The sequence below is a fragment of the Coleofasciculus chthonoplastes PCC 7420 genome, from assembly GCF_000155555.1.
Lineage (GTDB): Bacteria > Cyanobacteriota > Cyanobacteriia > Cyanobacteriales > Coleofasciculaceae > Coleofasciculus > Coleofasciculus chthonoplastes_A.
In genome coordinates this window covers 263,738-287,101 of the sequence record NZ_DS989847.1, presented here as the reverse complement: position 1 = coordinate 287,101, position 23,364 = coordinate 263,738, and the positions used below count along the sequence as shown (strand labels likewise).

General features: G+C 45.5%; 23 protein-coding genes, 1 tRNA gene, 1 other RNA gene and 1 pseudogene. 15 read left to right on the top strand and 11 right to left on the bottom strand.

Features of this window, described 5'->3' with window-relative positions; genetic code table 11:
* Window positions 1-29 precede the first annotated feature (29 nt).
* The 9 genes and pseudogenes from MC7420_RS12005 to tnpA form a co-directional block, all read right to left on the bottom strand.
* Complete coding sequence (locus MC7420_RS12005) at window positions 30-1,901, bottom strand: ABC transporter permease subunit (RefSeq protein ID WP_006100558.1); 1,872 nt, start codon at window positions 1,899-1,901, stop codon at window positions 30-32.
* Window positions 1,902-2,052: 151 nt separating this feature from the next.
* On the bottom strand, window positions 2,053-3,039 hold the full coding sequence (locus MC7420_RS12000; protein ID WP_006100698.1) for an ABC transporter ATP-binding protein: 987 nt from the start codon (window positions 3,037-3,039) through the stop codon (window positions 2,053-2,055).
* Between the two features lie 293 nt (window positions 3,040-3,332).
* On the bottom strand, window positions 3,333-4,100 hold the full coding sequence (locus MC7420_RS11995; RefSeq protein ID WP_006100516.1) for a PAS domain-containing protein: 768 nt from the start codon (window positions 4,098-4,100) through the stop codon (window positions 3,333-3,335).
* A gap of 287 nt (window positions 4,101-4,387) precedes the next feature.
* Window positions 4,388-5,502 (bottom strand): annotated as a pseudogene (locus tag MC7420_RS11990) (RRXRR domain-containing protein); the annotation flags it as partial.
* A 356-nt stretch (window positions 5,503-5,858) separates the two neighbouring features.
* Window positions 5,859-7,826, bottom strand: coding sequence for an adenylate/guanylate cyclase domain-containing protein (locus tag MC7420_RS11985; protein WP_006100553.1), 1,968 nt, complete (start codon window positions 7,824-7,826; stop codon window positions 5,859-5,861).
* A 197-nt stretch (window positions 7,827-8,023) separates the two neighbouring features.
* Window positions 8,024-8,554, bottom strand: coding sequence for a Rab family GTPase (locus MC7420_RS11980; protein WP_198016436.1), 531 nt, complete (start codon window positions 8,552-8,554; stop codon window positions 8,024-8,026).
* Window positions 8,555-8,774: 220 nt separating this feature from the next.
* A complete protein-coding gene (fabG, locus tag MC7420_RS11975) occupies window positions 8,775-9,473 on the bottom strand; it encodes a 3-oxoacyl-ACP reductase FabG (protein ID WP_006100518.1) in 699 nt (232 codons plus the stop codon).
* 170 nt (window positions 9,474-9,643) lie between these two features.
* Complete coding sequence (locus MC7420_RS11970) at window positions 9,644-9,967, bottom strand: DUF1825 family protein (RefSeq protein ID WP_044206685.1); 324 nt, start codon at window positions 9,965-9,967, stop codon at window positions 9,644-9,646.
* A gap of 244 nt (window positions 9,968-10,211) precedes the next feature.
* Window positions 10,212-10,463 (bottom strand): IS200/IS605 family transposase, encoded by a 252-nt coding sequence (gene tnpA / locus MC7420_RS11965; protein WP_052307461.1) that lies wholly within the window; start codon window positions 10,461-10,463, stop codon window positions 10,212-10,214.
* Between the two features lie 20 nt (window positions 10,464-10,483).
* Here tnpA and MC7420_RS11960 point away from each other — a divergent pair, with 20 nt between their 5' ends.
* The 6 genes from MC7420_RS11960 (at window position 10,484) to MC7420_RS11940 (ending at window position 14,053) form a co-directional block, all read left to right on the top strand.
* A complete protein-coding gene (locus tag MC7420_RS11960) occupies window positions 10,484-11,692 on the top strand; it encodes an RNA-guided endonuclease InsQ/TnpB family protein (protein ID WP_006100450.1) in 1,209 nt (402 codons plus the stop codon).
* A 126-nt stretch (window positions 11,693-11,818) separates the two neighbouring features.
* On the top strand, window positions 11,819-12,214 hold the full coding sequence (locus tag MC7420_RS11955) for an NINE protein (protein ID WP_006100585.1): 396 nt from the start codon (window positions 11,819-11,821) through the stop codon (window positions 12,212-12,214).
* A gap of 7 nt (window positions 12,215-12,221) precedes the next feature.
* Entirely contained in the window at window positions 12,222-12,770 is a 549-nt protein-coding gene (locus MC7420_RS11950; protein WP_006100560.1) for a helix-hairpin-helix domain-containing protein, read from the top strand.
* A 13-nt stretch (window positions 12,771-12,783) separates the two neighbouring features.
* Window positions 12,784-13,050: a YciI family protein gene (locus tag MC7420_RS11945; protein ID WP_006100681.1), complete on the top strand. Its 267-nt coding sequence runs from the start codon at window positions 12,784-12,786 to the stop codon at window positions 13,048-13,050.
* A 54-nt stretch (window positions 13,051-13,104) separates the two neighbouring features.
* An RNA gene (gene ffs / locus MC7420_RS36145) (signal recognition particle sRNA small type) lies at window positions 13,105-13,201 on the top strand.
* Between the two features lie 207 nt (window positions 13,202-13,408).
* Window positions 13,409-14,053, top strand: a complete 645-nt coding sequence (locus MC7420_RS11940; protein WP_006100400.1) for a DUF3318 domain-containing protein — start codon at window positions 13,409-13,411, stop codon at window positions 14,051-14,053.
* On the opposite strand, the gene MC7420_RS11935 is transcribed toward MC7420_RS11940, so the two are convergent.
* Window positions 14,050-14,832: a 7-carboxy-7-deazaguanine synthase QueE gene (locus tag MC7420_RS11935; RefSeq protein WP_044206681.1), complete on the bottom strand. Its 783-nt coding sequence runs from the start codon at window positions 14,830-14,832 to the stop codon at window positions 14,050-14,052. The two genes, MC7420_RS11940 and MC7420_RS11935, sit on opposite strands and share 4 nt — an antisense overlap.
* A 118-nt stretch (window positions 14,833-14,950) precedes the next feature.
* On the opposite strand from MC7420_RS11935, the gene MC7420_RS11930 reads away from it, so the two are divergent.
* The 9 genes from MC7420_RS11930 to MC7420_RS11890 all read left to right on the top strand — a co-directional run bounded on the left by MC7420_RS11930 (window position 14,951) and on the right by MC7420_RS11890 (window position 22,315).
* Window positions 14,951-15,922: a sugar transferase gene (locus tag MC7420_RS11930; RefSeq protein ID WP_044206678.1), complete on the top strand. Its 972-nt coding sequence runs from the start codon at window positions 14,951-14,953 to the stop codon at window positions 15,920-15,922.
* A 26-nt stretch (window positions 15,923-15,948) separates the two neighbouring features.
* Window positions 15,949-16,395: an ATP-binding protein gene (locus MC7420_RS11925; protein ID WP_006100505.1), complete on the top strand. Its 447-nt coding sequence runs from the start codon at window positions 15,949-15,951 to the stop codon at window positions 16,393-16,395.
* A 345-nt stretch (window positions 16,396-16,740) separates the two neighbouring features.
* A complete protein-coding gene (locus MC7420_RS11920; protein WP_006100575.1) occupies window positions 16,741-17,931 on the top strand; it encodes an RRXRR domain-containing protein in 1,191 nt (396 codons plus the stop codon).
* A 113-nt stretch (window positions 17,932-18,044) separates the two neighbouring features.
* The gene (locus MC7420_RS11915; protein WP_006100405.1) at window positions 18,045-19,373 is read left to right on the top strand and encodes a glycosyltransferase family 4 protein; all 1,329 of its coding nucleotides are present in this window, start codon (window positions 18,045-18,047) and stop codon (window positions 19,371-19,373) included.
* 64 nt (window positions 19,374-19,437) lie between these two features.
* Entirely contained in the window at window positions 19,438-20,025 is a 588-nt protein-coding gene (yqeK, locus tag MC7420_RS11910) for a bis(5'-nucleosyl)-tetraphosphatase (symmetrical) YqeK (protein WP_006100414.1), read from the top strand.
* Between the two features lie 59 nt (window positions 20,026-20,084).
* A complete protein-coding gene (gene rsfS / locus MC7420_RS11905; RefSeq protein ID WP_006100395.1) occupies window positions 20,085-20,522 on the top strand; it encodes a ribosome silencing factor in 438 nt (145 codons plus the stop codon).
* Between the two features lie 14 nt (window positions 20,523-20,536).
* On the top strand, window positions 20,537-21,037 hold the full coding sequence (locus tag MC7420_RS11900; protein WP_006100659.1) for a CGLD27 family protein: 501 nt from the start codon (window positions 20,537-20,539) through the stop codon (window positions 21,035-21,037).
* Window positions 21,038-21,170: 133 nt separating this feature from the next.
* The gene (locus MC7420_RS11895) at window positions 21,171-22,127 is read left to right on the top strand and encodes an asparaginase (protein ID WP_006100563.1); all 957 of its coding nucleotides are present in this window, start codon (window positions 21,171-21,173) and stop codon (window positions 22,125-22,127) included.
* Between the two features lie 111 nt (window positions 22,128-22,238).
* Window positions 22,239-22,315, top strand: a tRNA-Met gene (locus MC7420_RS11890).
* A 218-nt stretch (window positions 22,316-22,533) separates the two neighbouring features.
* On the opposite strand, the gene MC7420_RS11885 is transcribed toward MC7420_RS11890, so the two are convergent.
* A partial coding sequence (locus tag MC7420_RS11885; RefSeq protein ID WP_044206820.1) for a LysR family transcriptional regulator substrate-binding protein occupies window positions 22,534-23,364 on the bottom strand: 831 nt, incomplete at its 5' end.

The following is a 23,364-nucleotide window of genomic DNA, read 5'->3' as shown; positions in this document are numbered from 1 at the left end:
AAATCAGCAACATTTACATTAAGTTGCCTCTAACGACGACTTGAGGAATGTCCCGCTAATAAAGCTTGAGTTGCTGACTCACCTGCTTTGCGTAGTTGCCGTGTTAACTGCACCGTTAATAGTCCCCAGATTAGGCATTCGGTAAGCAACGCCCAAGCGATAACTGAGGTAGCCGCATATTCAATTCCTGCCCAAGGAAAAGACGAAAATAACCAGGGAATAGGATTATCCGAAGGCTCAACTCCCAAGACTAACAACAGAATTGAAGGCAAACTCAGTACAGCACCAATCGTTCCCGTTGCCCACAGCGCCCGCTTGGATGTTTTCATCATTAACATTAACTGCGCTAGGGTAGCACAAATGAGAGTAATGCAGATAAAGAAAGCAACCGCTAACAACGCTTTGAGTTTGTCAAATCCTGGTTCATACCACACGGCAATCCAAACCAAAAACGGAGTTGTCGCAATCACTACATTAAGTCCAATGGCGACAATAGCTGGACTCTTTTCCCCCCAAATTAAATCCTGAACGATTCCCCCCTGTTTGCGACTTGTTCCTTGTTGCTGACGATAACGCGCCCAATCCTGTATTACCTGGCGATGAGATGAAAGTGCGGCAATTAAACCCAGAAATAACACAGCATTGAAGCAGGCGATTATAGCGAGATTCTCAACAACTGAATAAGAGGAGTAGACATACTGTCTATTTTGCCAAGCCAATCCTAACAGCAAGAGTTCAACACAAGAGACTAGCCAATAACTTTGTCGTTTACTCAGGATAGCTGCGTTGGGATTTTGAAAGCGTCGCTTCAAGGCTTGCCAAATCCAACCTGTCCATAAGGTATAATTCACTAAGACAAAACTGACGATACCTAATCCAGCTAAACCCACAGGAAAATGGAACCATTGCAGTGTTTGGATGTCGTTTTCCGAGAATGGAAAGGCTTGATAATGAAGTTCGGTGTGATTATAGAGATAGGGTAGAACTACAGCCGGAGAAAATAAATTGATCCAGTCAGCCGGACTGTTAGATATCCAATTGTTTTGGGCGATCAACAAAAAAGTAAAAACAGCACCACCTCCCAACCAGGATTGGAAGCCATTTAACCCAGAACTTATTAACCCAAACAGCAGTGCTGCACTGTAGAAGAAGGCACAACCTGCGATTAAAACAGCATAGAAACTGAAAATTTCTCCTAGAGTAATTTGGGCAGATAAGCCTAACCACAGATGCAAGGGAATGATCAGAATGGCGGCGAGATAGAGTAAGATGGGGACGCCTAACAATTTGCCGAATAAAATACTCTGGGCAGATTGGGGACTAACGCGAATAAAATTAAATGTGCCGCGACGTTCCTCTCCGGCTAAGTCAGCGATTAGCATATAAGTTCCCACGATTAGCAGGATAAATAGGGCAATTACACTCAGCAATGCGAACATTTGTCCCTGTTGATATTGCCACCACAGAGGAATATCGATGGCATCTTGCGGGCATTTGTGGACGGTTTCAATTCCTTGTAGATGGGCGATTTTTGCCTTAACGTCCGCTATACTACCTTTGAGTTGATTAATTTTGTCCAGATCAAAGGATTCTGCACTGCTATAGCGAAAGAATTGGTCTTGAAGTGAGCGATACTGTTCCCGTAGTTGGGACAGTTTGTCCTGATTAGCGAGGTAACTATCTCGTAGTTTACAGAATATCTCGGTGCTGCGAATGTAGGGGTAAGCATCAGGATCACTCAAGCGAGTAAATTGATTCAATCCATAGAAGAACATGGCTAGATAGCCAAGTACCGATGCGCCAACTGCGATCGCGATATTCCGCCCCTTTAATTTTCCCTTCAATTCCCGCAAGAGTTGCGGGTTCCAGTCTCCTAGTCTGTCTATTCCTTTGAGTAGCATGAAAACAGTCTCCTAAATTTGGTCATTTGTCCTTAGTCTTATGTCATTTGTTATTCGTGAAAAAACCTGGATCGGGGCTGCTATAGTTACATCGGGGTGATGTCAAAAATGATAATAGTAAAACCCGCCCCTACACATAATTCAAAACGTTCTAAGAGACTTGCTGATGTCCTAGCTTTAAGAATATGGTTTCTAAGTCCTCTTGGGTACAGTGAAACTCGGTTAACGGAATTCCCGCTTCAACAAGCGATCGCAACAACATCGCACTCTCTTCTGGATTCCCGGAAAAATCAACCCGTATCTGGTTCTTTCCCGAAATTCGTTCGATTTCTTGCACTAACGGATAATTTTTCAATTCAGCCGCCAATGTGTCCATATCTCCTAAACTGGAGAGAATAATTTTCTGACGGCTAAGGCGGCGATAAAGTTCAGCTAAAGGCGCACTTTCCACCAAATAGCCGAGTTCCATAATCCCCACTGACGTACAGAGTTCGGCTAAGTCACTCAAGACGTGGGACGAAATCAGAATCGTCATTCCCGCTTCTTGTAACGTTTTAATAATTTCCCGAAACTGCATCCGGGCGATGGGATCTAATCCGGAAACGGGTTCATCAAGTAACAGCAGAATCGGTTCGTGAATAATCGTTCTCGCCAAACTCAGGCGTTGTTTCATCCCCCGCGATAGGGTAGCAATTAAACTTTTGCGCTTACTGGTAAGCTGTACCAGTTCCAACACTTCCCGTAGGCGTCGAGTACGTCGGGGTTCTCGCAGGCGATAGAGTCGGGAAAAATAGTCCAGATAATCCCAAACCGTTAAATCTTCGTAGACAGGGAAATCATCGGGAAGATAACCAATGCGCTGCTTGAGTTTGGGGTTGCTTTGATCTCGCAACAAGCGATCGCCATTAATATAAATTTCACCCGTCGTCGGTTCCTCAGCGGCGGCTAACATGCGAATTAGCGTCGTTTTCCCTGCGCCATTGGGACCAATCAATCCATAGACTTCACCAGCGGCGACTTGTAAATCGATATCATTGACGGCGATATGTCGGTCAAATTGTTTTGTCAATCCATGGGTAGAAATGGCTAAGTCTTGACTTAGGGGGGGTGGGGATGGGAGAAATGTTCCTGCTTCCATAGTTGATGCTGATGGGATCTAATGTCCGCCAGTTTAACCTCTTTAAAGCCAAGGTATCTCTCATCCGGTGACACTTATGCAGTTTGGGCGGGGGATTGGGGAACTAGCACTAGAAAAAATTAAAGTTAACGGTTGAGATTAGGGAACACCTTGGACTTCGGCGTGAGCGCTCAGTCGAGCCGTCGAACGCTTACCTCGGCTTACTTCGACTTCGCTCAGTAACACGCTCGGTGTGTCACAGGAAATAGAAAACAGTAAGAATTTGAGGTTTCTTAATATTTATTAACTTTACTTCAGCGATTGATATCACGCCCAATATAAATAATATCCTGTTCGTCTTCTAATTTGCTCTCAATTCTAGAACAGGAAAATGCCACGATAATCTTGTCTCCTGTCTTAGTCTGACAAACCACTTTAGTTGTGTTGATGCCATTGCAATAAGATCCATTTTTCTGTGCCACTAAATTTTTCACCTGAGATTCATCAATAATTAAAGATAAAGATTTGCCGATTAACTCAGAATTGTTATAACCGAATAAGAAATTAGCTGCTTTATTGACAATTTTTATAACAGATGACGAATTAGTGACGAATAAAGCATCTCCTATATATTGAATAATTTTATCAAGATATTGACTTGATGCTGCCCAAGCATCTAATAATAAGGTCGTTTCATTTGAGCGTTGAACTAAAGTCTGTTCTAAATTCATCCGCTCAGTGACATCCTCACATAAAATAATTAGTTTATTTCCTGCCTGATAGTCTTCACTGTCATTAATAATATACATATCAAAATAGAGAAGATTACCTCGTCCAGAAAATCGTCCAATTCCTTTTAAATCAAAGTTTAACTGTCGCCCCTGAAGGATATGGCTTAAAATCTCTTCAATCCCTACAAGTTCCGGGAAACTCAGACGCACATCCTTACCGATACTCAAATCCTGAGGACGGTCGGCGAACTGAGCGATTTTATGAGATAGTTCTAAAATATTGAATGACTCATCGACGGCTAAGTATTCAATATGACGAGAAAATAATAATTTTTTAAACAGGGGATGCATGGAAATTTATATTATCTAGATTGGCTAATCTTTTCAGTTTTATTTTATTTTATTCCTAATAATTTTTGACCTCAATAATTACAGCATAGAAATTATATATGGCAAGCATAGGATTTAACACTATTAATTCTTCTTCATTCATCGTATTTCGCGTGAGACTCCACCCTCAGCAGATCCTTCGCAGGCTCAGGAGGGTGGAGAGGGATAGAGGTCAAATCGACCCTTTCAATAAGGGGAGATTTGACAATCCAGTTGAAGGCACGACATTTCGACTTCGCTTGGCGGCGAACGATTAACCCCGTGCTTCGCTGCAACAATTGGACTTTGGATGCAGTGAACTGTCCCAACCGTTTCCAGTTGGCGTCACTGACCGAAACTTGTCTCTCGGTGTCTCCAGAACACCAACCGACGTAAGTCTTCCCAGCTTTTTCGGCTATAACTTTGTCACCTTTCCTAAACCCATGGCGGGTAACTGTGCCGCCATACTTGCGCCGCTTACCTCCTTTAGAAGGGACACATAAATGTAACTGTCTACGGCTAATTGGCGGTCTACGGATTACCGCAAATGGTGCAGGTGTGATTTGAACATAACCACTCCAGTCGCCATGTTTGGCATTATCAGAGTGCCATTCCTGCCATCGGGTAAACTCAAACGCGGCTAAGGTTACACCGTCAACAGCGTGAGTTGCTGGAGTTTGATTAGCTTTGTTCTTTTTGTCCTTAGCTAATCCTAGCCATTGTCTAAGCTGACTGGTTCCGTTACCATCCCGTTGCCACCCCTTGTGGGTAACAACAGGAGCTAACTTAGATAGCCAGTTGAGCATCTGTCGTTGTCCTACCATAACTGGAGAGAATCCAATACCAGACCGAGCCGATTTACGACCACTGGTTTTATCTACGTCAGCCATGACCAACTCATAATGAATGGCACTAATCGGGAACAGCTTAAACAGTTCTTTGACTACCCGTAACTCTAGCTGCTTATTGGCTCGAATTGACGGTGGGAGTTTGCCTTGCTGCGATTATCAAACCGAGCTTGACGATGACAGCGTTTAGAGTAAGGCAGCTTCCGGTTAATCCGTCTCCCCCGTCTGGCTCGACGCATGACCCGCCGTAATTCCATCCGTTCCTTAACCGTCTTGAACGGTAGAACCAGATGTCCCATCCAAAGGGTAAAGAGACTCGATTGAACCCCAATCCCCGAATAGCATTTACCAGGGTCTATACCCATGGCTATGGGTTGAGTATTCTCTTGGGTTTCAAAGGTCAATTGAATGGCAAAACATTCTAAGTCGTTATGTACTACTTTAGCTTTACCATCCCTCAACCAACGCCTAGCGCGGCTGGGTTTTGTAGGCATTAACGGTTTACCTGATTTCGATAAAACTGGTACTCGTAACATGGTGATAAACCTCCGAGTAAAAGTGTGTAGTCCCTTCCCGCCATCTCAGCTAAGATGTCTTGGCTTAACAACAACCCGACAAAAGGTTTTAGAGGTAATCCGGACTAGGGAAATATCCGGATGTCTGTACCAAGCTGAGACTCTACGCGGTATTCAACGTTTAATGACGTTTGTCCGTCAATCCCTGACTTCAAGCGATAGCTAAGTCAGGGTTGTTGAATATTCTTATCCTGCTTTTATTAATCACCGCTGTAGCTGGCTACGTCTCTACCTGATCAGCGTAGAGTTTAACCAAGCTGGAGAAAAGCAAATACTTCCTCCCTGAGTGTGTTTATTGGCTATCCAATTATAATAATTTATTTTACAGCAATCAGAAAATAGGTAGTCATCTTGCCTCTACCCTTCACGTCAATCATACCTCGTTGCTCAAACTCAAATGTATCCTTTAATTTTTCGTAGATTGCCGCTGTTACTTGGATACGTCCGGGTATACTCTGTGATTCCATACGGCTGGCAATGTTCACGGTATCTCCCCACAAATCATAACTGAATTTTTTTAGACCAATTACGCCAGCAACCACAGGTCCGGTGTTGATGCCAATTCGCATATTAAACGCCTGTCCCGTCTGGTCACGAAATTGGGCGATCGCGGCTTGCATATCCAGTGCCATCCGGGCGATCGCGTGGGCATGGTTGAGGGGCGATCGCGGCAATCCCCCCACCACCATGTACGCATCCCCAATGGTTTTAATCTTCTCCAATTGATGCTGTTCGCACAGTTCGTCGAAAATCGAAAAGATTTGATTGAGTAAGTTAAGCAGCGTAATCGGAGGCATTGAGGACGACAGTTGAGTAAACCCGACAATATCGGCAAAAAGAACCGAAACTTCAGCAAAATCCTCGGCGATAATCTGATGTTCATGTTTCAATCGATCGACAATCGGTTCAGGTAAAATATTCAGGAGTAGCTGTTCAGATTTTTCCTGCTCTTGTCGCAATGCGGCTTCTGCTTGTTTACGCTTTATAAACTGTCCTAACTGATTACCAATTGTTGCCATAACCTGAGTTAGTTCCGGATCTGGGGGTTGCACATCATAGGAATAGAAGGTGATTACACCCAAAATTTGCTCATCGTCTTGAATCGGAAAGCCAAAAGCACTGCGTAATTCAGCAATTGGCAAGATTGGAGATAGCGATTCTGAGGTGATACCGCTAATCCATTTAGGAGAACGACTCGTCCAAATTTGACCCAGTAATCCCCCCTTAGGGGATGCGATTAATGGCTGAGTTATCGACATCGATTCTGGAATCGCGTGGCTAACCCAAGTGTGTTCGCACCGCAACTGAGGTGTTATCCTATCTATCTCGCGATCGCCTATCACTTCTGAAATCCAAAGTTCACCCAAATCCCACACCAACGTTTCACCAATTGCAGGCAAAATTTTAGGCATAGCCTCCTCGATTGTGCCTGAATCCGATAGAATACGGCTAATGGCATGTTGAGTAGCTATCCGCTTTTGTGTGCGCTGACGTTCAGTAATATCGCGACCAATATAAATAAAATGGAGACTACTTTCTGTTTCCATTTGAATCGCTGAACAGGAGAAGGATACCATTATTTTTTCTCCCGTTTTTTTCTGACAGACAACCTCCCAATTATTGATAAATTTTTGCTCAACACAAAGCTGCTGTTGATGTTCGGCAAGTAAGTCATCAGCTAGAGACAAAATTAGGCGCATAGAGTTGCCAACTAACTCAGATTCGTCATAGCCAAATAAATTTTGTGCCGAACGATTAACTGTTTTAATGGTTCCAGTCGGCTTCGTCACCAAGAGTGCATCTGCCATAGCCGTAATAATTTGATCAATATACCCTTTAGATGCTGATAATCGACTCAATAATAAACGGGTTTCATTAGTGGCTTGAACTAAGGTTTGTTCTAAAACCATCCGTTCTGTGACATCTTCTAATAAAATAATTAATTGATTTGGTTTGTCAGGGTTATACTGGTCAAAAGCCAAAGGATGTTTAATCACATACAAATCAAAATACAGCGATTCGCCTGTCACTGAACACCGACTAATCCCCTTTAATTCAAAATTATCCTGTCGTTCGTCCAGAATATCAATCAAAATGGTTTCTAACCCAATGAGTTCTGGAAATCCCAGACAGATATTTTGTCCTTGGCGAACTTGATCGGAATCTTCGGCAAATCGCTTGACTCCCGGAGAAGTCTCCAGAATTTTACCGTCTCTATTAATTAGTAAATATTCCCTATGGCGTGGTACTAACAGGGATAAAAGTTTATTTAAAAATCTGCTCATATCAGCTTGGGTTTAGGCTTTCAGCTAAAGCCACATTATTCGGTGCAGGCGTCTAGGGTGGCAAATCTGTGAAATTGCTCCATGTTTTCACCTTTGACAGATCCTCGCTATTTTTCGTACTATCAACTCCAGCCTATAGTAATGTATTTCATCGTTATACATAATGCGATTTTGTCATACAGTCGATGAAATCTTCTTCATTCAACCATTCGCTGAGCTAGGGTCAAAAAAATATCGTCAACATTTTTACCAGTTTTCGCTGATGTGGGATAGACAGCAGCGATTTTATTTGGATAATTCAATTGACACTTGTCTAGCAAATCTTCCTGTTGTTTTTCCGAAAGAAGATCCGCTTTATTTAACGCAACGATACCAAATCCTTTTGGATTGACGGATAAAAACGCCTGTAAGTGATCTGAAATATGATCGATTGTGACTTGGCGACTGACATCAGCTACGATTACCGCACTGGTTGCGCCTTGTAGGTACATCGGCGTCACCGTTTTAAATTTAGTATTTCCCTCCAAATCCCAGATTAGCATTTGTACCTGGAGCGCCTTTTTTGGCGTCTTGGCTTGCACCTCAACCGTTTTTCGGGAAATCTTTACCCCCACAGTGGACAAATACTTATCACTAAACTGTCGTTCTACAAAGCGACGAATTAAGCTGGTTTTACCAACACTAAAATCACCCAGCATACATATTTTTTTAGAGATCAGAGAAGTCATGCTTGTTGTGTAACTCCAATTGAGAGGGAATAGAGTATAGTATATTTAGAGTTAAGCGATATAAAATAGTTATAAAATTATTGGTTATTTGTGTTTCTTATCACTGACGAATGACTAATGATAGGCGATTAATTATCCAGATATGATCTCCAAAGAAGGGCAATTGAGTTAAGTAAAACCCGCCCTTACAACAATGTAAAGACGCGCCATGGCGCGTCTCTTAAATGCTGCCATAAACCGGAACAGCCGCACCGCTTACATCCTGCGCCGCGTCTGAGGCTAAGAAACAAATCACTTGGGCGATAGATTGGGGTTTCACCCACTGAATGGCATTTTCTTCTCCCATGGCTTGGCGATTGGTTGGTGTGTCAATCACACTAGGGAGTACACTATTGGCAGTGATATTCGTGCCTTTGGTTTCATCCGCGATCGCTTGAGTCAGGGCGACAACGCCAGCTTTTGCTGCACAGTAGGCGGCTAACTGTCCCCCCGGTTGCACAGCACCCCGCGATCCTACGGTAATAATGCGCCCATAATTCTGGGGCAGCATTTTCGCCAAACTGTGCTTGCACACCAAAAAGGTGGTATTTAAGTTCAGGTCAAAATCGTTTTTCCAGGCTTCATAACTGTATTCGTGGGTTTTTCCCATGGAAAAGCCACCCACTAAATGGATTAGTACATCCACCCCTTCCATATCGTTGATCATTTTGCTGACATTCGCCTCATCAGTGAGATCGGTAGGGACAAAGCTAATCCGGGCAAAATCCGCCGGGGATAGGATTTGTTTCAGGCGTTCTACATCTTGAGGATTGCGATAAGGAATGGTTACCGTTTTGGGTGTAGAGGCTAATACGGCTGGAGTCACCCCTATTCCTAGTCCGCCAGTACCGCCAGTGAGTAAAACGTGTTTGCCTTTCATTAAGTTGAACGGGTGGGTATCTTCCTTTCCCAAAATACCGTAATTTGGGCAGCGATTAAGCTGCCCTTACTCTATTCAAGCACGAATTGGCTTCACCTGATCGGATGGATGTCTAGGATAGGCGGCACAAACAACAGGGGTTTGGTAACCAAACCCCTCCGAGTCCATTTCTAAGACTGCTGTTCCAGTTCGGATTTCATCCGCTCTAACGTCATTTGCATTTGATCAAACATTTGCTGAGGCGTGATGCCAAACTGACCAAGTTGTGTATTGAGCTGCTCAACTGTCATCTGAGCCATAAAATCCTCGGATAACTCGAAGCGCTTCATAAAAATTCGATAGCGCTCCATCATCGCTTCCATCTGATCAATGAAAATTTTCTTCCCTTCTCGGTCAAATTTACCGTAGCTGCCTCCCAATTGGACAAGGGACTGATAATCTTCAAACAGTTGTTTAGCTTCTTGTTGGACTATATCTGAATCAAAAAACCCCATAGCTCTTACCCGATCAACCGAGTGGGTTGTACTGCCGTTTCCAGTCATATTCTAGTGCAGTGTTGCACTTAGAGGAAACTTCGGTTATCCGTATTGGGGATGCAAGGGAGTAGAAGTGTGGGCGTGCGGGGTGCAGGGGGGAGAGGAAATGAAATTAGCAAAAACGCCGGAAGCCCCACGCCGTCCTGAAAGGCGGCGCTGGGATGGATAGGCGGTTAAAGAAGAGGGTGTCGAACCCTCTTCTTTAACATTTGGGTGCATCCTGTCCGCGAATGTATCGCTCAAGAACCTCAATATTCGCTCCCCCTACAGACTCAATTCCATAAGAATCATTCCAGAACTCATTTTTGGTATTATCGTCATTCTTCCAGAAGAACTGAGTCAAGTGTTCAGGAAACTCCTTGTTCATTTTCCTGCTTGTCACAGTTTTTAAGTTGTTAATAAATTTGGATAGTTGTATTTGTGGGTAGTAGGAAAACAGTTTCTTTTTAGTCATAGCGCGGTAGAATATAAGACATGAAAACATCCTACCAGTACCGCCTTTATCCCAGTACCAAACAGAAGCTCTCCCTCAACCAAGGATTGAGGGTTTGCCGCTATTGGTACAACAGGATGCTGGGCGAACGCTTGGACTGGTGGGAATACAACAGGTCTGCGGTTAACTCTTGCCCCCTAATCTGTCACCTTCGAGAACTTAAGGAACGTCCCAATTATTACAACCAGAAAAATCAACTCCCTGCCATTAAGAAAGATTTGGTGCTGGTCAAGTGGTCAGGGGAACTCCTAGACTTCAGTGATATCTATTCGACCATCTTGCAGGATGTCTGTAAGCGAGTTGATAAGGCGTTTGAACGGTACATCAAAGGAGACAAGAAGGGGAAACGCTCTGGTAAACCCCGGTTCAAAAGCGAGTCTCGCTACCGAACAATGGTATTTGACGGAGCAAAGAACGAGTGGTTGAAGTTCTGTACGGTCAACGGTCGTTGGCTTTACCTAAGACTGCCCAAGATTGGATTAGTCGATGTGTATATTGCCACCTCTGAAGGTGAAAGCATCCCCTCTCTTAAGCCCCTGAGGAAAAACCTCGACAAGCTAGGGAAGTTGCAGACCAAGCGAAACGCTAAAAAGAAAGGGTCTCGCCGTCGCCGTAAACTAGCCAAAAGAGAAGCAAGGTTTCATCAGCGCATTGCTAGGAGTCGCCAAGATTTCCAGTACAAGAGTGCGCACAAATTGGTGCGAACCGGGAAGAAGGTGTTTTTCTGCGAGGACTTAAACCTCAAAGGCTTGACCAAGCGCAATGCACCCAAACAAGATGATGACGGGAAATACCTTCCCAACGGGCAATCCGCAAAGTCAGGACTCAACAAGTCCTGGTTAGATGCCGCATTTGGACAATTCTTCTCAACCCTGAGTTACATAGCTGAAAAAGCTGGGGCTGTGGTCGTTGAAAAGAATCCTGCTTATACTTCCCAAATTCTCTGCTATCGAGACGAGTTCGTATTTATAGACTGCTCGATTCGAGAGTATTGGGATGAACAGTTACAAATCTGGGTTGATAGAGACATTAATGCTGCTATCAACCTAAAACGTGTAGGGCTGGACGTGTTCCCTACCCTAAAATGCCGTAAAGGGAATCCAGTAGTGGTCTCTTCTGCTACTAATAGTACCTTGAAGGAAGTTCTGACCGCCTTATTTAAGGCTTCAGTTGCCCACGCTGTCCGGTAACGGCAGCGCTGGGTACGTCACAGATTCCTGCCAGTAGTATTGAGCAGCATCTCTCTATCATATAAAGTATGGCGTTCCTCTTTCTTGATTGATAACGGTGTCCTTTCGTCTGGTGTTTGAACCACTATGTTAAGCAAGCCGAAAAGTCGAAAAGTTGCTTCCTTACTGGCATTTAGTGGGGTAGTGATACCTTTTTCTGGACTGCACAAGTTTTATCTGGGGCAACCTTGGTGGGGAGTTTTGTATTTGTTGCTGTCCTGGACACCAATTCCCAGAGTGGCGAGTGCCATTGAAGGGGTATGGTATTTGTTGCAAAATTCGGAACAATTCGACCAAAATTTTAATGGCGATTTGATTCCAACCGGGACATCAGCGCCAAGTCAAATCCCAGAGGTTGATCCGGCGCAAGTGGGTGCGATCGCGGATGCACTGCGACAACTGGACAAGCTGCGTCAGGAGGGATTGATGTCAGAATATGAGTTTGAGCAAAAGCGTCGCCAACTACTGGATCGTATCGCGTGAAAAGAAGATGGCATTGTTTGACTGGCTGTTATCGACGGATCGATTAAACCCAACCTGGCGCTCAATCCAAGCCCGGATTCAGAGCGATCCCTACTATCGGCTGCAATCGGCACAAGAAATAGAGGTGGCGGTGGCGCTGGGGATGAGAATTGATGTCAATCAAGCGACGGTGGATGACTGGCTAAGATTACCAGGAATATCCATCCATCAAGCGCGATCGCTGGTGGAATTGGCAAATAGTGGGGTACAGTTTTGCTGTTTGGAGGATATTGCAGCGGCGTTAAGTATCCCTGTGGCGCGGTTACAGCCGTTACAACCAATTCTCAGCTTTTGTTACTATGACGCCGAAAGTCCAGCAACACCCGTGTCGATTCCGGCGAATACAGCATCCGTGGAACAACTGAGCCGAATTCCTGGAGTTGACTTGTTTGTAGCCAGAGCGATCGCCCAAAATCGGCAAGAGATGGGCAACTATCGCAATTTAGCAGACTTGCAGCGACGCCTTGCCCTTCCCCCAGACCTCATATCTGAGATAATGTACTATCTGCGGTTTTGATGGGAAAAAGCCAATGCCCTGGTTCGTCAAGATAGAAGAAGGCATCGTCGATAAACCTACGTTTGACCAATATGTTCCGGCTCATAAAGCCTACGTCCAAGACTTGATTGCCAAAGGACACCAAGCCAAAACAGGTTACTGGGCTGAGCGAGGGGGTGGAATGCTCCTGTTTGAGGCGAATTCAAAACAAGAGGCACAGGCGATCGTCCAGGGAGATCCGTTGGTGGCAAATCACTGTGTCAAATACCAACTTCACGAATGGTGCATCATTGCCGAATGAAAAAATATCTCCGTGAACTGATCAATTGGGTACAAAGCTGTTATACTGATAACTGACTCGGATTCATGCAGTCCCAACGCTCAAACCTTGTCAGAACCGGAAGGTAGCAGCAATACGAGATGCTTGGGATAGGCGTGAACTCCGGGTCTTCTCGTATATATATAGCCCTACAGTGACGCATTATTTTTCATTCATTATTTTTCCTCAGTACTCTTTTCCCTATCTTCCTCATCTCCCCCATTCCTTGCCGTACACAGTTGAATCCTGACAGCTAGGTAAAAACAAGGCAGAGAGCGAACTCGCTATACTGCCAAATGATACCCTTATTTATTGGTTTAAGTTTCCTGGAGGCAGATCTATGACATCCTATGCAACCTCTTCTGCCAAAGCCGAGATGAGTGAACTTCGGCGTCTGAAAACCTTACTCCCCCCAGAATTGCAAAGCTGGGTCATGGTGGAAGGAACGACGGAGGTCAATCCCCCATTGTTACGCACTGAAGAAATCGGTAGTGATGAGGTGGAGGTGCAAATTGACTTAGTGAAATGGGAGCAGTTTGCCCTTGACCAACGCAATCTCCTATTTTGGCACGAAGTTGCCCGGATTCAGAATGACACGATCCCCAAAGAAGGGTGGGAAATGGCAGCCCTAGCCATTGGCTTGGGAGGCGCTGTTGGGGAACTTTGGGTACAAGATGGATTGCTACTGCTGTTGGCACTCGCCCTCTGTGGTGTTTCTGGATGGAGACTCTATCAGAAAAACAACGGGGAGAAAACTCTCAAGACAGAAATTGAGGCAGATGAAAAAGCGATCGCTCTGGCTACTCGCTTTGGTTACACTCTCCCTAACGCCTACAAGAGCCTAGGCAGTGCCTTAAAAACATTAGTTGAAGTTACACCCGGTCGCCGTCAACGCCGCCGCTACGAAGCTCGCCTAGCCGCATTGAAAAAAAGTGCGGCTAAAGCCAAAGCCGAAGCGAAAAGCAAACGGGAATCCAGAGCCTAAAGCTGACCGATCATCTTATGGGTTTGGGGGATGACGCGCACTGATTTGAGATGGCGCTTCATCAACGCTTGCCATTCTAAAACTTGAGTCGGCGTTGGCGGGATCATTGGCGCATGATGGGGTTGAGCTAGGGGCGTTACAGGTTGTAAAAACACGGGAATACTGGGGTTACACGCTGCAACCAATTCGGCGGCTAACTCCAGTTCGGCGGTGTTCGTTGTTTGGGCAATAATCAGCTTGACAAAAACCTCAACATCTGCATCGCCACAAACCTGAAGAAACTGACGATGAGCGTGCCAACACTCTTCCCCACTTACACTCGGCAATTTCATATCCATACCGATACTATTTAAATAGGGTAGAATCTGGGCTAGTTGCTCCGGACGATGCCCACCGGTTTCCAAATAGATGGGTAACCCGGTTCGATGTTGTACTACGGGCAAGAACTCTCTTAAAAAGGGAGCCTGCAACAGGGGTTCGCCACCTGTTATGCTAATGCTTTCATGGAGTCCTGGATAATTTTGCCGCTCAACCCATGCCAATAACTGATCAACGGTTACGGGATTAGGATGAGTTTCAAAATCCCGATGTCCAGGGGTTTGCTCCACGGAAGCTAAATTGGGAACTGCCCAGGTATTCTGACTATCGCAAAAATGGCAGCGCAAATCACACAGAGCCAAACGGATGAATAATTGACGGGTACCAACGTTGCGTCCTTCACCTTGAATGGCAGAAAACAGTTCAATGAGCCGTGCGGTGAGTCCAGTCTTAGCTGACATTTTTTGACATTGGATCGGTAAATTCAAGTGAGTTTTCGGTTAAGTTAGCAATTGTACGACACAATATTGGTCAGGAACACATCAGGAACACAGGTGAATACAAAAAATACAGGTTGTTATGGGTGACTCAATGTCAGAAGCGGATTTTAAAGTAATACTATTGCATGAAACTCCCGTCATGCAACTTCCGGATCGCCTGAGTGTGCTTGAAGCTGTGGCTTTCAAAGAAACCTTCCAGCAAATTTTTCAGAATCACCCCCTGCCGCCCAAAATTATTTTAGACTTTCGTCAAACGACCTTTATCGATAGCTGTGGGATTGGGGCGTTGGTGAACAATTACAAAAATGCGACCAGTAAGGATATTGAACTGGTACTTACCAATGTTGGCACTCCGGTCATGATGATTTTGAGAATGACGAACCTCGATCAAATTCTCACAGTGGAACTGCTTTCTGAATCAAGTCAGCCACCAGCATTACCACCCACTCACCCTTCCACCCGCTCTGGGATCAAACGCGGACTCGATATTATCGGCGCAATTGTCGGCTTAGGAATTACCGCACTGCTGTTTATTCCAATTGCTACGGCTATTAAACTTGATTCGCCAGGTCCCATCTTCTTCAGTCAGATCCGTAAAGGGTGGATGGGCAAAGAATTTCGGATTTGGAAGTTCCGCTCCATGTATGTCGGTAGTCAAGATATTAGTAAGGGTAAAATTAGAGTTAAACCATTGGATGAAAATGCCCCTGATCCCAGAGTGACACGAGTCGGTCGGTTTTTACGGAAAAGTAGCCTTGATGAACTGCCTCAATTTGTCAATGTCCTGACAGGGGAAATGAGTTTGGTGGGAACTCGACCCCCAACACCGGATGAAGTAGATTACTACGATGTCCCCGAATGGCAGCGTTTAGATGTCAAACCGGGTATGACAGGAGAGTGGCAGGTCAATGGGCGAAATCAAATCCACAATTTCAAGGACATCATTGACTTAGATTTACGCTACCAGCATCACTGGAGCTTGATGTATGATGTCAAATTAATTATTAAAACAATTTTAGTGGTTTTTTCTAAAAATAGTGGCGCGGCTTAAAAAAACATGGGACTGGCTTTCGATTGATGCACCCTGACAAACCCCTTAAACAATCGCATCTCAAGGTAGCCACAGACATCAATGCTGTTGCTGAAATTTTCGCCTGGTTTGATAGGTTAGCGTCCCGCCAATTTCCTCACCAATTTTGTGTGAATTGCAAAGTGGCACTAGACGAAGCCTTCGCCAATGTGGTTGATCACGCTCATCAAAACTTACCTCCAACCACCCCGATTGAGCTGGAGCTGAAGATATTTGCTGACCGCTTAGAGATGCGGATTTGGGATCACGGAGAACCGTTCGATTTGCAGGCTAAGTTGGACGCTTTACACCAAAAAGGCTGTAACCTTCTAGAGGAAACAGGCAGAGGATTAATTTTGATGGAGCAATTCACGGATGAACTATTTTATCAACGCTTATCTGATCAGCGTAATTGTTTGTTTATGGGAAAACGACTCGTACCAGGGAGCCATTGAATGCCGTAAGCCATTGAAGGAATGTGTAAAAGCAATGAATTTATCCAGCCTCTAGGCTGATTGCACTTACTCTTACGATGCGGCATTCTGATAAAGGCAACTACAATAGGTAGATTATACAATATTCAGCAACCCCACGCTACTAACGTGGAGCGTGGGGATTGCCAGAGACAAGTCTGGTGACGCAAGAGTTGAATAGACCACTAGCCATCAACTGATACACACTTCCGAATGCTTCCCCAGTTCGGATCAACTGTAAGCCTACTTGTTATAGGCGCTTGAAGAAAGGACATTTTGTTGGTGGTGGTCGAGGGGACTGATAACTCACACGAGAGGCTTATATCCATGATTCGTGTTCCAGTTTTATCACCAAAAGGGAAACCATTAATGCCAGCTAAAGCTAGCCGTGTTCGACGGTGGTTAAAGTCAGGCAAGGTCAAGGTTATACGCAATGACTTAGGTGTCTTTCAAGTCCAGTTAGTCAAGGAACCGTCAGGTGAACAGACCCAAGATATTGCAGCCGGAATTGACCCGGGAAAGCTGTTTACTGGGATGGCTGTCCAGTCAAAAAGTGTCACCCTATTCCTTGCCCATCTGAACCTACCATTTAAAACCGTAACCAAGCGGATGCAAGGGCGGGCGATGATGCGACGAGGACGGCGAGGGCGACGGATTAACCGGAAGGTTCCTTATGACCAACGCAACCACCGCGAGTGCCGATTCGATAACCGCAAAGGTCATAAAATACCTCCCAGCATTCGGGCGAATAAGCAGTTAGCACTACGGGTGATCCAGGAGTTATCAAAGATTTACCCGTTTACTCATGTCCTCGTGGAGGTGATTAAAGCTAGAGGTGACAAGGGTTTTAGTCCGGCAATGGTCGGGCAGTATTGGCAAATTGAGCAGTTAGAACAAGCAGGCTATACCGTCCACACCCAAGAGGGATGGCACACCTCAAACCTAAGAAAGTATCTAGGCTTACCCAAGTCTAAGAATAAAGCTGAGGAATCACCCGCCGCCCATGCCGTTGACGGCATCTGCCTAGCCGCCTCCCGGTTTATACGGTATCGCCAGATTAAAGGCAGAAGTGGTACCTTCCTAGGGTCTATTACGGTAACACCATGTCAGTTTGCAGTGATTAGTCGCTCTCCAATTTGCCGCCGTCAGCTACATTTAATGATTCCCGGCAAGGGAGGGAAACGGCGGCATTATGGTGGCACCCTCACCCGTCACGGGTTGAGGAAGGGCGATTATGTCAAAGCTGAAAAGGCGGGTATCACTTACTACGGTTACGTTTCCGGTGACACTAAAACTCAAGTCTCGGTCAGTGACGCTAAATGGAAACGAATAGGGAGGTTTACCACCAAAAAAGTCCAATTGTTGCAACGAAATACCGGACTGGTATCAACAGTTGGGTTGTCAAACCTTGCCCTGAGCGAAGTCGAAGGGCGTGGTTTGACCTCTATCCCCCTCCGACCTACTTCGTTGAGGTCGGAGTCCCACGAGGTAAAACGATGGTGTTTCCTTAGCAATTGAGCCGTGCAATGTCCTTGAACATAAGCCTAGACATCCTGATTGATAGGCACTCGGCTAGTTTGGCGAAAAAATTAGCCCCAACTGGGTAGGTTCTACTTGCTTTCCTAAAATTTATGAGAATTCTGATTTATTCCTACAACTATTTTCCCGAACCCATTGGCATTGCCCCACTGATGACCGAACTCGCTGAGGGGTTAGTGAAACGAGGACATCAGGTTCGGGTGGTTACGGGGATGCCTTGGTATCCTCAAAAAGAAGTCTATAAAGACTACCAAGGCAAATTATACTGCACAGAAGTTATCAACGGTGTAGCGATTCAGCGCAGCTATGTCTGGATTCGCCCTGAACCCAGTTTAATCGATCGATTATTATTGGAAGTTAGCTTTGTGGCGACGAGTTTTGTCCATGCTCTAAAGGGTAAGCGCCCCGACATCATTTTCTTGACAGCACCACCACTACCCGTTGCCGTACCCGCCGCACTCCTAGGATGGCTACACCGGGTTCCAGTGGTTCTCAATCTTCAGGATATTTTACCCGATGCCGCTGTACACCTGGAAATTCTGACCAATCCCAAGCTGATTCGCATCTTTTCCATTTTGGAAAAATTTGCCTACCGAACAGCGACCAAAATTAGTGTTATTGCGGATGGGTTTATTAAAAACTTGCGGAAGAAGGGCGTCAGTGAAAGTAAAATTGAGCTGATTCCCAATTGGGTGAATGTTGATTTCATCAAACCTTTACCGAAAGAACCAAATTCATTCCGTCAAGAGCATGGACTCAACGGCAAGTTTGTGGTCATGTACTCCGGGAATATAGCGCTAAGTCAAGGCATAGAAACCGTTATCCAAGCTTCGATTCGCCTGCGTCACATTCCCGAAATTGTCATTGTTATTGTGGGAGAAGAAAAAGCTTTAGAACGATTGCAGCAAGAAGAAGCGAGGGCTCTGGTAGAATGGCAAATTGAGATCCAAAAGAAAGCGCGATCGCAGGTGAAAGCAGAAGCTAAAGCCTTGCAACAATTACAGCTATACAAACAAACCTGTAAAGCCACTAACGTACTCCTGCTACCGTTTCAACCTCGCGAAAAACTCCCGGAAATGTTAGCCGCCGCCGATGTGGGCTTGGTCTTGCAAAAGCACAATGTTATTGACTTTAATATGCCCTCAAAAATTCCGGTTTTGATGGCAAGCGGTCGTGCCATCATCGCCTCGGTGCCAGCCGAAGGGACAGCCGCCAGTGCCATTCAAAGAAGTAGCGGTGGTATTATTGTCAAACCCGAAGATCCCAAAAATTTAGCCGCCGAAATTTTGGATCTCTATCTCCATCCGGAAAAAGTCAAAGCTTTGGGTGACAAAGGCAGAAAGTATGCCGAAGAAAATTATGCGTTTGACCGAGCGCTTGATCGCTATGAACAACTCTTTGCTTCCCTTCAGAAGCGTTGAGATAAAATGGATTCAATACCTATAGTATAGAGTCAATCTTAGCCTTGAGGAGTTGGGTGACCGAATGCGGGATCAGGTTTTAACCTGGCTAGACGATAATGTTCCGACAGCCCGGATGCAGCACATCCTGAGGGTTGAGCAGATGTCTATGGAATTAGCTCGACATTATCATTTAAATGTGGAACAAGCCGCTCAAGCCGGATTGATGCATGATCTGGCTAAATACTTTAAGCCAGAGCGACTCTTGCGAATGGCTAAGGAGGCAGGTATCGATATAGATCCAATCTGTGCGGCGACTCCCCATCTGTTACATGCTGATGTCAGTGCTATCGTGGCTAAAGAGCAGTTCGCTATCCAAGAGGACGCTGTACTCAATGCGATCGCGCTGCACACGTTAGGAAATCCAGGAATGAGTGAGATGAGCTGCGTTGTGTTTTTAGCCGATAGTCTAGAACCAGGTCGTGGTGATACACCGGAGTTGGAGAATTTGCGGAAAATTGCTCACATCGATCTGCACAAAGCCGTTTGGCTAACCTGTGACTACTGTGTCAAACACCTGCTCAATACTCGTCGCCTGATTCACCCCCGCATGATCTTAACTCGGAACTGGGCGGTGCAACGCTTTAGCCAAAAACCAGAATTGACTCAGTAGGTCAATGGATATAAACCGAAAAATGTTACGTTTTATAAAAAATTATCAAACTCTAACAAATGACAAATGACAAAGGACATAAGACAAATGACCAATTTCAACGCTCATCTACCTTATTTGTCAATGAAAACCAAGACCAAAAAGCTAGACCCGATCTGGCATTAACTATTGCCCAAGCTGCCGATGATCGCAAAGGCGAAAATATCGTCATCCTCCGCGTGGCAGATGTTTCCTATATTGCTGATTATTTTGTGATTGTAACAGGCTTTTCGCGGGTACAGGTGAGGGCGATTTCTCAGTCGATTGAAGATCAAGTGGAAACGACTTGGCAACGGCGTCCTCTACGAACCGAAGGACAAGCTGATGGAAGCTGGCTGCTTCAGGATTACGGTGAAGTTATTGTTCACATTATGCTGCCTCATGAACGGGAGTTCTATAATCTAGAAGCATTTTGGGGTCACGCCGAACATGTTGAATTCAATTCGCGACAATCCTAAGCTGAACAAATATTATGAGGGAATCGTCCGTTTCTTTCTGTCCCGTACCGACAGAACAACAACCGATTCATGAGTACCAACAATTAAAAGACTCTTGGTTTTTCCGTTGGGCGAAGCTAGAATTGAGAAATTATGGGCTCAAGCTGGCTTGGGTTTGGGGCTTAAGCTGGTTAATAGCGGGTCCAGTCGCCGCCGCGAGTTTTGCGCCGCACCAGCATCTGGTACAGTTTATTTTGGCGGGTGGCGCAGGTGCTGGCGTGTTTTTGATATTGGTGTTACTGCGACTGTACTTAGGTTGGTCTTACGTGTGCGATCGCTTATCTCAGGAAACCATCGGCTATGAAGAGTCCGGCTGGTATGATGGTCAAACCTGGACGAAGCCGCCAGAAGTCCTGAGTCGCGATCGCCTGATCGTCTCCTATCAAGTTCAGCCCATTCTGCAACGCCTGCAACGAACATTGGGCATTATCGCTATTCTGATCATCAGTGGCAGCTTGCTATGGAATCTTTCTTGATAATTTATGGTTTGGTTTTTCCTCAAAATGATTAAGTTGGTTGGTGGAAATAAACCCAACACTATTAATTTCTGCCAATATTCCCTAAACTCTTACAAATGACCAATGACCAATGACCAATGACGAATAACGAATGACAAGGGTAAAACGTAATCAAGCACCAGCGATCGAAGTCCGTTTACTCCGGGAAGGCATAGCCGAATCCATCCACCACGCTCAAGCTGTCCTCTGTGACGAGCGAGGGCGTGTCCTATCCGTAGCGGGCAATTCAGAAACATCAACCTTTATTCGTTCGGCACTCAAACCGTTTCAGGCTCTGGCAGTTACCACAACGGGAACCCTGGAACGATATAATCTTAACGACCGAGATTTGGCAATTATTTGTAGTTCCCACCAAGGTCATCTGGAACAGGTTCGCCAGGTTTTTAAGATTCTTTGGCGCTGCGATGTTGACCCATCAGCCTTGCAATGTCCGATTCCTCCGGGCAAGCAAAGTGCCTTAGAATACAACTGCTCTGGCAAACATGCAGGTATGCTTGCTGTCTGTTGCCAACGCAATTGGTCTATTGATAGTTATTTACAGTACAATCATCCCGTTCAACGACTCGTTTTGAGCAAAGTCGCGGAACTGATGCGGATGCCACCAGAAGAGTTGATTTCGGCACACGATGTCTGTGGGGCACCGACGTATTTTTTGCAACTCGCTCAAATCTCCACCCTCTTTGCTCAACTTGCTTCTGGTGACAATTTGGCAATGGAGCGAATTGTTCGGGCAATGACCCATCATCCTACCTTAGTGGCAGGAGAAGGGGCATTTGATACAGAATTAATGCGATTGACCCAAGGCGAACTGGTGAGTAAAGCAGGATCAGAAGGGGTTCAATGTATCGGTCGTGTGGGTGAAGGACTGGGTATGACAATTAAAGTCATGGATGGAGCCAAACGCGCTAAATATGCGGTAGCGATTCAGCTTTTGAAGCAAATGGGTTGGATTAGTCCCGCCGTGGCGGAAAGTTTGGCGGAAAACTTTATGCATTTCGGTGAGTTCAAGCGTTTAGAGGTGATTGGCGAACTCTCGATGAGCTTTTGAATTGGGTCATTGGTCTTATGTCCTTTGTCCTTTGTTTGCGCTTTGGTTCCTTGGTTTTTTTTGCTTGGAGTTGCCACATTTAGGAAATAGGTGTTATGCTGTGTAAAGCGACGCGGGATAGAGCAGTCTGGTAGCTCGTCGGGCTCATAACCCGAAGGTCGGTGGTTCAAATCCGCCTCCCGCCACCAAATATAAAGGTAAGCCCTGTAAACCGTTGAGTTTACAGGGCTTTGTGTAGGGCTTGCTGCATGAGTGTAGATGGGATACCACACAAGGGTGGAAAGCCATTTTTGACCCAATAAATGCTTTCGTTTTGGTGTCTGTTCGGTCAAAAACGAAAGCACTTTTACCTAAAAAGCAGCATCTTCCCCATCTCCCCCTCACCTCACCACTTATTCAGCAGCCCCTAAGGAGCGATCGCGGGAGTTACGCTCACAGTCTCTTGAACTGTTGTATGACAGGTAGGCATAAGTTCCAGCACCATGTTATAAAAGGCGCGAATCGGCGGGATTTGCAGTCGATCTTGTGTCGTGACTAACACCACTTGCCGGGTCAAGGTTTGTTTCGGAGGTGATCCATTTTCAGTAGCAGCAGCAATCGAACGCACAGCCAGAGTCGGATCATTTAGGGCTTCTACCAAGGCAGATCGGGGTAACAGCGAAATTAAATGTCCCTGACGCACAACTCCCCGAAAAGCATCCAGGGAATTTAATTCTAAGCTAGCGTTAAGGGTGCCACTTTGCCGGGAGAACAAATCTTGTACCAATCGCTGCATTCCATAGCCATCTTTAAATATCACATGGGGATAGCACGTTAGGGCATCCAAAGGCACTAGGGTATATTTTGTTAATGGATGATCGGCTGCCATTAAGACTTCGATGGGTTCGTCATACAATTGCTCCGTCACCATTTCGGCGCTGGCGGTTAAATAGCGGTTATTCATGACAATCGCTAAATCAACCAAGCCATCTTTCAAGACTTTCAGGGCGCGATCGCTCCCTAATGCCGTTACCCGCAGTTGCACGTTGGGATAATCCTGACAAAAACGCTGTAAAACCGGGGGCAAGTAATGGGCGCAGACGGAGTGAATAGCGGCGACACAGAGTTCAGGTTGTTTTCCGTCTAACAAGTCAGATAATTCTTGGGTAGCTGTTTTCCATTCATGGCAGATTTTACGGGCGCGAAATAAAAAGCGATCGCCTCCTAAGGTTAATGTCGCCCGAGCCGTTCGATGAGC